Source organism: Nannocystis pusilla (assembly GCF_026626665.1).
GTDB lineage: Bacteria > Myxococcota_A > Polyangia > Nannocystales > Nannocystaceae > Nannocystis > Nannocystis pusilla.
This window is the reverse complement of record NZ_JAPNKE010000002.1, coordinates 4,944,304-4,958,284: the sequence shown is the minus strand read 5'-3', so window position 1 is coordinate 4,958,284 and position 13,981 is coordinate 4,944,304. Positions and strand designations below refer to the sequence as shown.

12 protein-coding genes and 1 pseudogene are annotated in these 13,981 nt (G+C 73.7%); 9 read left to right on the top strand and 4 right to left on the bottom strand.

Annotated elements, in window-relative coordinates; all coding sequences use genetic code 11:
• Nucleotides 1-77 precede the first annotated feature (77 nt).
• Nucleotides 78-755, top strand: a complete 678-nt coding sequence (locus OV079_RS21910; RefSeq protein ID WP_267770808.1) for a sterol desaturase family protein — start codon at nt 78-80, stop codon at nt 753-755.
• Nucleotides 756-933: 178 nt separating this feature from the next.
• Here the strand turns inward: OV079_RS21910 and OV079_RS21905 are convergent, their stop codons facing one another.
• Entirely contained in the window at nt 934-3,504 is a 2,571-nt protein-coding gene (locus OV079_RS21905; protein WP_267770807.1) for a TIM-barrel domain-containing protein, read from the bottom strand.
• Nucleotides 3,505-3,686: 182 nt separating this feature from the next.
• On the opposite strand from OV079_RS21905, the gene OV079_RS21900 reads away from it, so the two are divergent.
• The 6 genes from OV079_RS21900 to OV079_RS21875 all read left to right on the top strand — a co-directional run bounded on the left by OV079_RS21900 (nt 3,687) and on the right by OV079_RS21875 (nt 8,589).
• Nucleotides 3,687-4,550, top strand: a complete 864-nt coding sequence (locus OV079_RS21900) for a hypothetical protein (protein ID WP_267770806.1) — start codon at nt 3,687-3,689, stop codon at nt 4,548-4,550.
• A gap of 16 nt (nt 4,551-4,566) precedes the next feature.
• Nucleotides 4,567-5,334, top strand: a complete 768-nt coding sequence (locus tag OV079_RS21895; RefSeq protein WP_267770805.1) for a hypothetical protein — start codon at nt 4,567-4,569, stop codon at nt 5,332-5,334.
• A 51-nt stretch (nt 5,335-5,385) separates the two neighbouring features.
• The gene (locus OV079_RS21890) at nt 5,386-6,162 is read left to right on the top strand and encodes a sterol desaturase family protein (protein WP_267770804.1); all 777 of its coding nucleotides are present in this window, start codon (nt 5,386-5,388) and stop codon (nt 6,160-6,162) included.
• A 48-nt stretch (nt 6,163-6,210) separates the two neighbouring features.
• A complete protein-coding gene (locus tag OV079_RS21885) occupies nt 6,211-6,618 on the top strand; it encodes a hypothetical protein (protein WP_267770803.1) in 408 nt (135 codons plus the stop codon).
• A gap of 42 nt (nt 6,619-6,660) precedes the next feature.
• Nucleotides 6,661-6,951: a TUGYCR motif thioredoxin fold (seleno)protein gene (locus OV079_RS21880; protein ID WP_267770802.1), complete on the top strand. Its 291-nt coding sequence runs from the start codon at nt 6,661-6,663 to the stop codon at nt 6,949-6,951.
• A 363-nt stretch (nt 6,952-7,314) separates the two neighbouring features.
• Nucleotides 7,315-8,589, top strand: a complete 1,275-nt coding sequence (locus OV079_RS21875) for an erythromycin esterase family protein (RefSeq protein ID WP_267770801.1) — start codon at nt 7,315-7,317, stop codon at nt 8,587-8,589.
• Nucleotides 8,590-8,926: 337 nt separating this feature from the next.
• On the opposite strand, the gene OV079_RS21870 is transcribed toward OV079_RS21875, so the two are convergent.
• The gene (locus OV079_RS21870) at nt 8,927-9,388 is read right to left on the bottom strand and encodes a M23 family metallopeptidase (RefSeq protein WP_267770800.1); all 462 of its coding nucleotides are present in this window, start codon (nt 9,386-9,388) and stop codon (nt 8,927-8,929) included.
• Between OV079_RS21870 and OV079_RS21865 the strand changes: the two genes are divergently transcribed.
• The gene (locus OV079_RS21865) at nt 9,387-10,625 is read left to right on the top strand and encodes a hypothetical protein (protein WP_267770799.1); all 1,239 of its coding nucleotides are present in this window, start codon (nt 9,387-9,389) and stop codon (nt 10,623-10,625) included. The genes OV079_RS21870 and OV079_RS21865 overlap by 2 nt on opposite strands.
• Nucleotides 10,626-10,758: 133 nt before the next feature.
• Nucleotides 10,759-11,502, top strand: coding sequence for an FHA domain-containing protein (locus OV079_RS21860; RefSeq protein WP_267770798.1), 744 nt, complete (start codon nt 10,759-10,761; stop codon nt 11,500-11,502).
• Nucleotides 11,503-11,565: 63 nt separating this feature from the next.
• On the opposite strand, the gene OV079_RS21855 is transcribed toward OV079_RS21860, so the two are convergent.
• Nucleotides 11,566-12,798 carry an NHL repeat-containing protein gene (locus OV079_RS21855; RefSeq protein WP_267770797.1) on the bottom strand — a complete coding sequence of 411 codons (1,233 nt, stop codon included), beginning with the start codon at nt 12,796-12,798 and terminating at the stop codon, nt 11,566-11,568.
• A 293-nt stretch (nt 12,799-13,091) separates the two neighbouring features.
• A pseudogene (locus OV079_RS21850) lies at nt 13,092-13,826 on the bottom strand (NADPH-dependent F420 reductase); the annotation flags it as partial.
• Nucleotides 13,827-13,981 lie beyond the last annotated feature (155 nt).

The following is a 13,981-nucleotide window of genomic DNA, read 5'->3' as shown; positions in this document are numbered from 1 at the left end:
TTGATGGGCTGCGCAAAACCCGGACGCGGCCCGGGGGCCCTTGGCAGCAGGTCGGTCCACCGCTAGCGTCCGGTGCGATGGACCAGGCGGACGCGCCGGAGGCTAGCGAGGTGCCGCCCCACGTGGCCGCCGCGCGGGCGCGCTACCACGCCGGATTGCCGCGCACGTACCGGCCCTGGCTGCATCTGGCGGCTCCCTTCGCGTGCGGGGCGGCGGTGATCGCGGGCTGCATCGCCTGTCTCGAAGGACCTGCCCTATCGGACATGGCCGTCGTGCCAGCCATGTGGATCGCCTCGATCGCGGTCGAGTGGCGGTTTCACCGCGACTTGCTCCACCGGCGGGTGCCGCCGCTGCAGTTGCTCTACGACAAGCACACGGTCTCACACCACTCGCTCTACGTCGACGGGGCGATGCAGATCGCCTCGGCGCGCGACTTCCGAGCGATCCTGTTTCCGTGGTGGGCGCTGCCTGCCCTGGCTGCGGCGCTGGGCCCGCCGGCGCTGCTCCTGGGGCTCGTGTGCGGCGGCGATGTCGGGCGGCTGCTGATGGCCACCGGCGTGCTCTACGTGATGGTGTACGAGGCGATGCACCTCACCTATCACCTGCGACCGTCGCACCCGCTGCGCCGGCTGCCGGGCGTCGAGCGGCTGGCGCGGCATCACGCGCTGCACCACGACCCGCGACGGATGCAGCGCGAGAACCTCGGGGTCACCAGCAGGCTGTGGGATCGCTTGCGAGGGACGCTGGCGCGGTGATGCGCGAAGGCTCGGCTCGCTGGCCTCGCGGACGCGACGGGCCCGGTCGCGCGCGGGCGATCGCCTTCCGCGACGTCACGGCCGAGTCCGCCGACGGCACATGGCCGAGGCCGGTACGACGGGTGTTCTTCGGGAGGCCGTCTCGGGCCGGCGGGCTCGACGGGAGGCCGGTGGCAGATCACTCGGCGAGCGTGGCGAGCACGCTGTGCGCGCCGGGACCGAGCTTGACGCGCAGGGTGCCGCCGAGGTCGTCGGTGTAGATCCAGCCGTCGGCGGCGGCGTCGAGGGCGGTGGCGCTGTCGCGCTTGCCCAGCGCGACGTCGTCGACCGTGACCCCGGCGATCGGGGCGAGGGCGTGGACCTCGACGTCGACGCCGCTCGTGAACACCGCGCCGGGGGCGACCTCGAGGTGCAAGGCCGCCTTGCCGAGGCGCTGCTTCAGGGCTGTCCCATCGTACAGGTCGAACTTGCTGGCGAGCGGGCCGGGGGCGACGCGGGCGAACAGGACGCCGGGGTCGCCGACGAACGAGTCGACGTCGGCCGCGGTGGTCTCGGCGAGGGTGTCGATGCTCGGGCGCAGCATGGGGACGATGCCGCCGACCCGCAGGAACAGCGGCAGGGTGCCCAGCGGCGCGTCGACGGTGACGTCCGTGTCGCCCTGCAGGACCTCGCCGGTCCACCAGTCGAGCCAGGCACCGGGCGGTAGGGACAGCTTGCGCGTGGTGGCCCCGCGGGCGACCACGGGCGCGACCAGCAGGTTGTTGCCGAGCAAGTAGGCGTCCGAGGGGTGCGCGCCGAGCTCGGGGTAGGCGAGGCCGAGCGGGCGCTGGAGCGGGCGGCCGCCGGTGGCGAGCGACTGCGCGAAGGTCCACACGTACGGGAACAGGCGCAGGTGCAGCCGCGCGTATTGGCGGTACCAGGCCAGGCTCTCGTCGTCGAGGCCGTTGTCGGGGGTGAACTCCCACGGGACGTCCGACGAGCCGGTGCCGACCTGCATCACCGGGGTGAGCGCGGTGTACTCGAACCAGCGGACGAAGGTCTCGCGGTCGGGCGGGGCGTGGCGGTAGCCGCCGGTGTCGGAGGCGAAGAAGGGGAAGCCGCTGGGGCCGAGGCTGAGCGAGGCGGTGAGCGCGGCCGGGAGCCCGCCGACGGCCACGTACGACTCGCCGTCGTCGTCGACCTTCTCGCGGTGCGCGGCCATGTTGGCGTCGAGGTCGCCGGGCCAGATCACGCTGACGTTCTGCTGGTCGCCGTAGGTGCCGGCGCGGCACAGCAGGAAGCCGCCGGACTCGGGCAGCAGCTCGGCGTAGGCGCGGTGGTACAGCAATTGATAGAGCTTGTGCATCGTCCGCTCGCTGCTGCCGTCGGCGAACTGCCACACGGTGCGCGCGCCGCCGAGGCCGACCGTGATGTCCTCGGCGTAGTCGAGCTTGAAGCCGTCGACGCCGTGGTCGGTGTATTCGCGGATGTGGTCCTGCCACCATTCGAACGCGGCGGGGTTGGTGAGGTCGAGCGGCTCGCCCCAGTTCGAGGTGACGAGGCCGACCTCGGGCGGGAAGAAGTCATTGGCCTCGGCCTCGTCGCGCATGGCCGCGGCGGCCGGGTCGTCGTCGACGTAGGGCACGTGCCACAGGGCCAGGCGCAGGCCGAGGTCGTGGATCTTGGCGATCATGGCCTGCGCGTCGGGGAACTGGGTCGGGTTCCAGTCGAACACCCCGACGGCGCTCTGGTAGGGGCGATCGATCCAGATCGCGGAGGTCGCCAGGTCGAGCGCGCGGATCGTCGCGATGTCGTCCTCGACCTGGGCCTGGTCGTCGTTCTCGTCGCGCCAGATCCACGGGCCCAGCGCCCACGGGGCCGGCAGCTTGGGCGCGCCGGTGGTGGCGTAGTAGTGCTTCGTGACGTCGAGCGGGTGATTGGCGGCGTAGAGGTGGAAGGCGAGGCCGGCGGCGGTGTCGGGGCCGGTGCCGAAGGTCGCCTCGACGCGGTCGTCCGCGGCCGCGGCGACGTCGAACACCGCGGCGTGCGGGTCCGCGACGAACAGGCCCCAGCCGCGCGTGCCGGTGATGAACGGGACCGGCACGTGGGCCTCGTTGTACTGGCTCTCGATCTGCGGGTCGTACTCGAGCTGCATCGCCCGCACGCGGCCGCGGTGCTCGGCGGCGTCGAAGTACTCGCCGAGGCCGTAGAAGCCCTCGCCCGCGTCGACGACCGGGCGCAGGCGCATGTACGCGAGGACCGGTCCGCCGGGCTCGGGGACGAGGCTGGCGGCGAAGCGGCCGGGCGCGGCCTCGGTGACCGTGAGGCGCGCGCGCACGTCTGTCCCGAAGGACAGGCGCACGTCGACCGCGGCGCTGCCCCCGAGGTCCTCGGCGGCGGTGACCGTGAGCCACTGGTCGGGCGCGAGGAAGAACGGGTCGTAGGAGGAGCCGTCGTCGAGCGCCGCGACCACGCCGAGCTGGAAGCCGTCGGCGGGGAAGCGCAGGAGGACGTCGCCGCCGCGCACGAGGCGGAGCTCGAGCTCGGACCACTCGACCGTGACGGGCTGCTCGGGCTCGCTTTCGGTCTCTTCCTCCCAGGCGGTCGTGCCGCTGGTGGTCGGCGCGGTCGACGAATCCGAGCTGTCGCCGGTGGTCGAGTCGGTGTCACTGTCGGTGGCGCCGGCGTCGTCGGCCGGGGCGCCGCCGCAGGCGACGGCGAGCGCGAGGAGCGGGAGCGGCGAGGTTCGGAGGGCGCGGCGCGTCGGCATACGGGCGATGCTGGCAGCATGGCGGTGAGTCCGGCTCGCTGTCCACCGCGATCGTGCGTCCGCGTGGGCTGGTGTGCCGCAGCCGTCCTGCTCGTGGGGGCTCGCACAGGGGGCGCGCAGGGCCGGTTGTCGGCGCATGCGGCCAGGTCATCCTGAACGATGGGTCAGTCCCGGAGGTTCGCATGTCCGTCGCGTATCGCCGCTTCGTGGTCGCATTCGTGTGCGTGGCGTCGTGCCTCGGTCCGCTGCCCGCGTCGGCCACCCCCAAGGCGCGCCGGCCCGCGGCCCCGCAGCAGCCGGGCAAGGCGGACGATCCGCTGCGCGCCGCGGCGGCCGAGCGCGACGCGCTGGTCGCCAGGATCGGCGAGCTCGAGGCGATCCAGGGCGTCGAGCACTGCGCGCGCTGGCTCAGCGGCCAGGCCTGGGACACGCAAGATCCGTGGATTCATATCATGGCCGCGAGGACATGGCTCAAAGTACAGACGTCGGCCGCGACGCTCGACCGCGCGGCGTTCCACGCCCGCGAGGCGGTGGCGCTGGCCGACGCGCCGCCGGTGCCGCGGATCGACGCGGACGAGGTCGCGCGGGTCCACGCGGAGTCGGAGTCGCTGCAGCTGTCGGTGGCGGAGCGGCGCGCGGAGATCCGGCGGGTCCGCGCCGACCTGCGCGCGGCGGACCGCCAGATCCGCCGCGGCCGCCGCGAGCTGATCGTGGGCGGCGCGATGATGGCCGTGGCGGCGCTCGGCGGCGGGCTCGCGCTCGGCGGGTCGGCCTACAAGCGCCGCTTCGACGAGGCGATCGCGCCGGTGCTGGCGGCGGAGCTGCCGGTCGACCTGGCGCCGCTGCGCGCGCTCGACGTCCAGGGCAGCCAGATGCTGGTCGCGGGCGCGGTGCTGGCCGCGGTGGGCCTGATCGCGGGCGTGCCCCTGCTGGCGCTCGGGGGCCGCGACCTCCGCCTCGGCCGCCAGCAGCGCGGGCGGCTGTCGCTGCAGGTGCAGCCGGGGCCGGGCGGCCTGAGCCTGGTCGGTCGGTTCGGCGCGCGTTGAGGCTACACTGACGGCGATGCGCTCCGCACCGCTGCGCCTGATGCTGTTCGACCGCACCTGCACCGGCAAGCGCCTGCGGCCGGGGCTGTCGCACGCGTGGTGGGCCGGCTCGCACCTGTACCGCGGGCTGTCGCGCTTCGACGCGTCGCTCGGGGTGACCTGCTGGGAGGACGGGCTCGAGTGGCTGGCGACCACCCACCCGGACCGCGAGATCGCCGAGATTCAGTACTGGGGGCACGGGCACTGGGGCGAGCTGTTCGTCGACCGCAAGGGGCTGACCGCGGACGCGCTGCTGCCGACGCACCCGCTCCACCGCAAGCTCGCGGCGATCCGCGAGCGGATGGTGCCCGATCACCTGTGGTGGTTCCGCACCTGCGAGGCGTTCGGGGCGGTGCGCGGGCAGGAGTTCGCGCGCCGCTTCACCGACTTCTTCGGCGGGCGCGCGGCCGGGCACACGTACATCATCGGCCTGTGGCAGAGCGGGCTGCACAGCCTGCGCGCGGGCGAGGCGCCGACGTGGTCGACCGAGGAGGGGCTGTCCCGAGGGACAGCCGACTCGCCGGTCGAGGCGCTGTGGTCGCGCCGGCGCGAGCCCAACACGATCCATTTTAAATGGCAAGATCCCCGAGGGGTACTGAGCGTCGCCGGCGATTCGGGGCGCCGCGATCGTCGGCGACGACCCGGCGACGCGCCGCGTCGCTCCAGCGGCGGCGTCGATGACTTTGGCCGAGAGGGCGCAGACCGATGTTCGGGCCGCTCGCGCAGGTCCGCGCGCGCAGGTTGAGTCACGCGGTCGCAGCGGCGCCGGGCGATCGGTCGGTGCGACAATGGCCGGGTGTTCGACCTCGGGACCTTCCTCGACTGGTTCGTGGTGCTGGTGTTCGCGCACGGGGGGCTCACGCTGCTGACCGTGGCGCTCGGTCGCGCGGCCGAGCGGGCGCCGGGGGGCAAGCAGATCCAGGGCGACGGCTTGCCCGAAGGACAGGTGGCGCGGGAGATCCGGGCCAACATCCGCTTCTGCTTGCTTGTCCCCGCGGCGCTGGCGCTGGCGCTGCAGGGGCGGTGGATCGCGTGGGGGCCCGACACTCTGGGCTGGGCGATCGCCAGCTTCTTTCTGTGCAGCGTGGTGTTCGACGTCTACTTCTACGGGCTGCACCGGCTGCTGCACACGCGCCCGCTGATGCGGTTCCACCGGCTGCACCACCTGTCGCGGGTGACGACGCCGTGGAGCGCGCAGTCGGTGTCGACGGTCGAGGCGCTGGGGTGGGCGCTCGGGTACGTCGGCGTACCATGGCTCTTGGGACATGTCGCCCCGGTCAGCCTGATCGGCTACTCCGTGTATCTGTTCTACAACGTGTTCGGCAACATCATCGGCCACGCCAACGTCGAGCTCGGGCCGCCGGCGCTGACGCGCAGGCCGACGGTGTGGTTCGCGCATCCGTACACCTTCCACGCGCTGCACCACGCGCGGTTCACGAGGCACTTCGGGTTCGGCTCGACCTTCATGGACCGGCTGGCCGGGACCGAGTGGGCCGACTGGGTGCCGGCCTACGAGCAGGTGATGGCGGGCAGGCCGCTGCGTGACCACGGGAAGACCGAGCCGCACGCCTGACGAACGGTGATAGCCTGGCGGCGTGAACCGACGACCATCCTTCTACTTGTGCGCGCTCGCGCTCGCAGGCTGCCCCGGGGCGGCTCGGACTCGACGGGCAGCTCGGGCGGCCAGACCGGCTCGACCTCCGGCGGCCCCGAGAGCGAGACCGGCGGGCCGACCGCGGGCAGCACCGACATGACCACGGGGACAGGTACTTCCGGACCTGTCCAAACGACCAGCACCGGCGAGGCGCCGACCAGCGGCGAGCCGACGACCGGGCCGATGGCGACGACCTCGACCTCGACCTCGACGACCGGCGACACCGACACCGAGACCACCGGCGAGCCGGGCGGTCCGGCGCCCGACTGGGCGCTCGTCGACGTGAACCCCGACTCGGCGACCTACGAGCAGACGCGCGCCCGCAGCGACTACGCGGGCCAGGTGTCGGGCTGGTACTTCGCCCACGCGACTTGAGGCTATTGCCGTAGCCAGTTCGGCTACCTGAACGACCTGCAGATGGAGCTGAGCGGCGAATTCCCGGACCTGGGGATCGCGCTGCTGGGCGTGAACGGGATCGGCTTCGAGTCCGGGATCCCGCAGATGGTGAGCGGCCGCTTCATCCCGCTGCTGCAAGACGTCGCCGAGGTCGACGCGTGGACGCAGTGGGAGGTGGTCTACCGCGACGTCATCATCCTCGACCGCGACGGCGCGCCCGTCGGCGTGTTCAACCTGACCGAGCACGACCTGTCGATGATGGGCGAGTACGAGGCGCTCAAGGGGATGCTCCTCGACGTGGCGATGATGTGATGATTGGGACATGTCCGAAGGGGCATGTCTAGCCCGTGCGCGCGAGGCCTGTGACGGCCTCGCTGGCGGCGAGCGGGGCGTGGTCGGGTTCGCCGGTCGAACGGCAGACCGCGCACCTCCGGGCCCGGGCGCTGCGCCGTTCCCTGCAAAGCGGGCGGCGGGGGCCGCAGTCCTCGCTCGCCGCGTGCGCCTGAACGGCGGTCGCGGCCCTCGCGACCGCGAACGACGAGGTCCGCGGCCGGTGGGCGACCGCCGGCGGTAAGGTTACGCGGGGTGATCGGCCGCGGACGCGGTGCTAGCGTGGTGACGCGAGGACACCACGTCATGGCGAAGCTCCGCGGGTCGGTTGCTGCTGTCTGTCTGTTGGGCGCCACGGTCGTCGGCTGTACGCCGTGGCGCGACGAGGCCCACGCCTGGGGGCCCGAGCAGCGCGCGATCAGCCGCGAGCTCGAGGCGCAGGCGCGGGCGATCGTCGACGGCGACGGCGCGCTCGACGTCGGGCCGGTGTGGGCCATGACGCGAGGCGCTCGCGTGGTGGGGGTCGGTGAGCCAGGCCAGGGGCTCGCGCTGTTCCACCGCTTCATGCAGGCGATGGTCGAGCGCGCCGCCGCCGACGCGAGGCCGCTGGTGGTCGCGCTCGACGTCTGCTTCGTCGACGGCCTCGAGCTCGACGCCTGGGGCCGCGGCGACTGGGACCCGTCCGACCCGGAGCGCTTCGACCCGCAGGGCTTCGAGGCGGCCGGGGCGTACCGGCCGCTGCTGGCGTGGATCCGCGAGCACAACCAGTTCGCCGCGCCCGGGCGGGCGATCCAGATCGCGGGCGTCGACGGCTGCCTCGGCGCGGGCGGGCTCGATCCGCTGGCGGCGTACTTCGTCGACCTCGACCCCGAGTTGGCTGCGAGCGTGCCGAACCTGCTGGCGCCGGTGCGGGCGCTGAAGAGCGCGAGCCGGCGGACGCCGGCGCACGTGGCGGAGGCGCGGGCCGGCCTGGCCGAGCTGCGGGGGCGGCTGCTGGCGCAGCGCGAGGCGCAGGTCGCCGCGCACGGGGCGGCGACGCACGCGGTCGCGCTGCAGCTGGTGTGGCTGGCCGAGCGCCGCGTCGACACGTACGACGACACCGGCGCCACGCCGCGAGCGCAGCGCGGCAGGGTCATGGCCGACACGGTGGCGTGGCTGGCAGAGCAGCGGCCTGACGCGCGCATCGTCGTGCTGGCCGACAACGAGGACACCCGGCGCGGGTCATCCTCCGACATGGGCCGGCGGCTCGGCGAGCGCTTCGGGGCGGATTACGCGGTGGTCCACACGACCTTCGACAGCACGACCTACCTGGCCCAGCGGCAGCGCATGTGGGCGCCGCCGGGCACGCTCGAGGCGGCGCTGCGCCGGCCGGGTCGCGCCTACGCGCTCGACGTGCGAGCGGCGGCCGCAGGTCCGGGCTCCTTGGCCCGCTACCTGCGCGAGGAGCACTGGACGCGCGCCTACGCCGAGGGCCTGCTCGACCAGGCCCGGCCGGGCTGGTCCACGGTGGTCCCGCAGCACGACTACGACGTGCTCGTGCACGTCGCGTTCGTGCCGCAGGCCCCGTACTCGCGGCCCGCCTTCGGGGCCGAGCCGAGCAGCCGGCGCGCGGCGCTGTGAGCGGCCGGCCACGGCGAGGGCAGGGACGGGCGCTCGGGGGCACGCGGCGTTCGGGGTCGTCGATCGGGCGCCAGGCCGAGTCCTTGTCGTCGCACACGTCGTCGGTGCAGCGCCGGGGTGCACGTGATCGACGACGACATCTCATCGCCGCAGGCGCGGTCCTCCGGCGGGCCCTCGGAGCGGCCGGCACGACGGCACCTCTTCTCGCGAGCGGGTCGCCGCGGCCGCGCCGCGTCCACGCGGGCCGGGGCGCCGGGAGGTGTTCAAGGCACGCCTCAAGGACATGTCGTAAAGAGCATGGCCCCGAGAGCATGTCCCGAGAGGCATGCCCGAACGGTCAGCCCGGCGTCTCGCGCAGGGCCTTCTGCCACGGGGCGATCTCGAGCTTGAAGCGCTCGAGCGTGGTGCCCTTGAGCGGGGCGCCGACCACGGCGGGGCGGCGGTCGCCGCCGGCGGCCAGCAGCAGCGGGTCGAGCGCGGTCGCCTCGCCGTGCTCCTCGCGCCACAGCTCGAGGCGGACGCGGTCGGTCGCGGTCTTGCCGGAGTGGCCCGCGAGGCCGACGAGCTGGCCCTGGCGCACGGGCTGGCCGGGGCGGAGGTCGCCGATCGTGCGCGAGAGGTGGGCGCAGCGGGCGACCACGCCGTCCTCGTAGGCGAGCTCGAGGACCAGGCCGGCGTCGCCTTGCTCGCCGAGGGAGCGGACCACGCCGTCGCCGAGCGCGACCACGGGGGCGCCCTCGGGGCGGCGGTAGAGCGCGCCGGCGCGGCCGGCCACGACCTCGACCGAGGGCGGCATCATGGCGCGCGCCGGGCTGGAGCGCGTGGAAGGCCAGCGGCGAGCGCAGCAGGGTGCGGCGCACCGGCTTGCCCTCGGCGTCGAAGTAGGCCGCCTGGCCGCCGCCGGTCTGGAAGCGGAACGCGGCGAAGCGGCCGGCCTCGCCGCGGAAGCGCACCGCCAGCAGGCTGCCGTAGCGGTGGAACTGCTTGCCGAGGAAGCGGCGCTCGATGACGAGGTCGATGCGGTCGCGCGGGCGGGCGTCGGCGACGAGGTCGACCTCGAACGCGAGCGCCGCGGCGATCCTGTCCGCGAGTTCAGGCCGCTCGCCGGCCTCGACCACGGCGGCGCGCAGGTCGGCGTCGGGCCCGAGCTCGAGGTGGACGGCGACGACGTCGCTGACCGGCGGGTGCTGGATCGCGCGGACCGTGATGCCGGCCTGTCCGCCGGCGCGGCAGGCCTGCAGCAGCCGACCCTCGGCTTGCTCGATCTCCACCGCGAGGATCGCGCCGTGGCGGTCGGTGGCGAGGCGCAGCGGGGCACCTGTCCCGGCGACCAGGCCGAGGTCGATGGTCGGGCGCAAGGCGGCCTCGAGCGCGTCGATCTCCGTCGCGGCGACGCCGAGCTCGAGCAGCGCGAGGCGCAGCGTGCGGCCCTTGTCGAGCGCGGTGGCCTGGTGGATCTGGTCGTTCAGGCCCTCGAAGATCCGCACCGGGTCGCCGCTGCAGGCCGTCTCCGGCGGCTCGGCGAAGGCGCCGAGCGGGCCGTGGCCGCGGTCGTCGTGCTCGACGATGGCGGCGGCGCGCGGCGCCCCGAGCTCGAGCACGCTGGTGCCCTCGCGCCACACGAACACGTAGAGGTTGACGACCGCGAGCAGCATCAGCAGCGCGACGGTGCGGTTGCGGGTCTTCCGCTCGACCGGGTCGACGTAGGCCTTGGCGGCCTTCTGCCGCTGCTCCTCGGTCATCCGCCGGTTGCGGGTCATCCGCGTCGCCGGGCGGCCGGACGTCTGCAGGCCGAGCCACGCGCGCAGGCCCTCGGTCCGCTTGGAGGTCCGGCGCCGGCCCGTGGCCATCCGGCGGTTCTTGCTGCTGCGCACCTGGGCGGCGCTATCAGATCGGGCGCCGCGGGGGCAACAACTCGGGGAATTCAGGGCCCTACGAGGCCGCCCACGGGCTCGCGCGGGCTGAATAACTGTGCAGGTCGCGCCGCTCGCGTACCCGCCGGGCGCCGCCCGCGAGACGAATTTGACAGCGCGTGACTGCGCGCTCCGGCGCACGCCCGAGGATGCGGACTCGTGGCTCGTGGCCGCGCATGATCCGGGCGAGACCACGCGCTAGTTCACGAGCCCCGCGCGCCCCGCGAGGCCCCGGGTTGGCATAGCATCCCGGGCAATGGCGAATATCCCGCTCGTGCTGACGTGCGCCGGACGGCGGATCGGCGTCGGCACCGACGAGTTCTCGATCGGCCGCACCCGCGACAACGACCTCCCGATCCGCAGCGGCTCCGTGTCGCGCAAGCACTGCAAGATCGTGCGGCGCGGCGAGAACTTCTACATGGTCGACCAGAACTCGACCACCGGCCTCGAGCTGCGCGGCTGCAAGATCACCAACTACCGCATCGAGGACGGCGACGTGTTCTCGCTCGCCGAGGACATCACCGTCCGCTGCTCGCTGAGCCCGGCGCCGCTGACCGAGCTGCACCTCGACGACCTGCGCGTCATCACCGTCGACCCGGGCCCGCTGCAGGTCTCCCCGCAGGCGGCCGACGTGCGCCACCGCGAGGCCCTGCCGTTCGACGTCCGCGGCGTGCTGCTCGCCGGTCCCAAGGGCGCAGCCGTGTTCTGGCGCGACGACAGCACCGGCCGCTCCGGCCTCGCCCGCGGCACCGAGTCGTACGTGTGGAGCACCGCCGCGTTCCCGCTGCTGCGCGCCGACGCGGCGCCCGACGGCATCACCCTGCGGCTGTTGCCGTCGCGCACCGCCGAGCCGGTGACGCTGCTCGAGACGACCACGCGGGTCGAGGAGTCGACCTGGCGGGTCGTGCAGGACATCGTCTATTTGACGTCGCGGCTGTTCCCCGCGGGCGCCCGGACGGGCGACGAGATCGAGCGCCAGCTGACGTCGTCGCGGCTGTGAGGCGCGGCGGCGGTGGCCGCCGCCGGTGGATGTCCTCGAGGACATGGCGAAAAGGTCAGCCGCTCAGTCGAACGCGGCGACGTAGGCCAGGTTCTCCGCGCCGTCCTGGAAGAGGATGCCGGCGAGGAACATGCGGCCGGCCTCGTCGATGGCGATCGCCTCGCCGCGGCTCTCGGGCTGGTCGCAGTGGTGCTGCGCGACGATCTCGCCGGCGGCGTCGAGGCGCAGGGCGAACGCCTTCCAGCCGTCGGTCTGGGTGTAGCCGGCGACCGCGACGGTGCCGGCGGCGTTGACGGCGACGTCGGCGATCTCGTCGAACTGGTTGCGGAGGGTGAACTTCGTCTCCCACGCCAGGGTGCCGTCGGGGTCGAAGCGGGCGACGGAGAGCGGAGCGCCGGCCTCCGCCGTGCCGGCGACGACGACGTTGCCGAGGTCGTCGAGGTCGGCCGCGCCGGGGTTCCACAGCGGCCAGTCGATGTCCCATTCGGTCTGGCCGTCGGCGCCGAGCTTGACCACGCCGTCGCGGCTGCGGAGGGCGACGGAGGTGCTGGCGGCGTTCACGGCGTGGACGTGCAGCGCCGGGGCGTTGACCTCCCACAGGACCGCGAAGTCGGGGCCGCGGCGGGTGACGACGTCGTGGTCGACCGGGTCCAGGCTGGTGATCACGACGCTGCCGTCCGGCGCGACGGCGAGGTCATAGGGGCGCACGCCCTGCGACGCGGTGCCGAGGTCGAGCTCGCCGACGAGGGCGCCGCCGGTGTCGAACTTGCGCAGCCAGAAGCGAGCGTCGAGCCCGTCGTCGGTGGTGAAGCCCTCGTTGACGAGGGCGTAGACGTTGTCGTCGCCGTCGACGCCGCTGCCGCCGACCGAGTCGTACTCTCCCGGCGCGCCCGCGCCGATGCTGTGAACCGGCACGCCGTCGGGGCCGACGTCGACGATCAATGCGTCGGGGAAGGTGAGGCTGGTCTGGCTGGTGCCGAAGCCGATGGCGTGGCCGCGCGAATCGGCGGCGACCCCGAGGAACTCGCCCGGCTCGACCGGCGTGGCCCACGACGCGCCGGCGCACACGAGCTCGGGCGGCGCCTCGCCGGTCGTGTCGGTGTCCGTATCGTCGGGCTCGCCCGTCGGGCCCTCGCTCGCGGCGGTCGTCGGCATGTCGACGGTCGTGGTGTCGGTGTCGCCGGCGGTGGCGTCGGTGTCGGTGTCGCCGGCGGTGTCGCCGGACGCAGGGCCGCAGGCGGTCAGCGCAGCAGCGACGAGGAGGGCGAGCGTGGCGGAGCGGTCGGTCGAGGTCATGCCCGGGCCTCGTGCACGGCACGTGCCACGCGCCGCGTCCCGGGCGAGGCGCGCGGGCGCGGCCGCCGGTGCGATGCGTCATGACGCGTCTGTCCTGGCGGGGGCGACGTCGCGCCGCGCTCGCAGGGGCTTCGTGGCATGTCTTTTAGAGCATGTTTTGGAGGGCATGTCCCGAAGGCAAGAGCGCTCGGCGTGGCGGCGGAGTTCGTGAGCTGGACTTCGCTGTCGGGGGCGCCCGGGTGGCGAGAGCGAGCGTCGCGTCGCGCGGTGGGCCCGACGCGAGGGGCTCGGCGTCAGGGCGCGGCGAGGGCGTCGAGGTTGCCGCCGGCCTCGGCGATGAGGCGCATCACCATCGCCTCGCCCTCGCGGCGGTAGTCGGCGACCTTGTCGCGCTCGGCGGCCGCGAGCGCGGCCCGCAGCGCGGCGGCGTCGAGGTCGTGGCAGTAGGCGGGGGCGCCGACCTGCTGCCGCCACGAGTCGGCGAGGGTGCCGGCGTCGACGCCGTCGAAGCCGAGGGCGTCGAACAGTTGCAGGACCTTCTGCTTGGCCGCGACGTCGTCGCCGGCGACCGACAGCGCGATCCGCCCGGGCGCGCCCGCCGGCAGGCCGCCGCGCGCGAGGGTGCGGGCCACGACGTTGTTGAAGGCCTTGAGCACCGGCCGGCCGAGGTGGCGCGCCACCCACTCGCTGTCGTTCAGCCCGGCGTCGAGCTCGGCGATCTGGCCGTCGCGCAGCTCGGGGTAGTAGTTGCCGGTGTCGACCACGACGTTGCTCGCCGGGGTGGCGGCGAACAGGTCGCGCGGGAGGCTGGGGATCGCCTTCTGCGGGATGGTGACGACCACGAGGTCGCGCGCGCGGGCGGCCTGCTGCACGGTGCCCGCGGTGGCGCCGGTCTCGGCCGCGAGCGCGGCCAGGCTGGCGGGGCCGCGCGAGTTGGCGACCGTGACGCGGTGCCCGAGCGCGGACAGCCGCCGGGTGAGGGTGCCGCCGATGTGTCCTGAACCGATGATGCCGATGTCCATGCTGGGCTCCTGAGGGTCGTGCCGGCGCCGCTGCGCGCCGGGCGGTTAACTGTATCTCTTATAGTACTATTTCTGTGGATCGCAACGCGAGGTCCGCGGGCGGGCGAGCGGTCGCGCGCAATGAGAAGTGTTCTTATGATGCTTGCACTTAAAGGTGAACT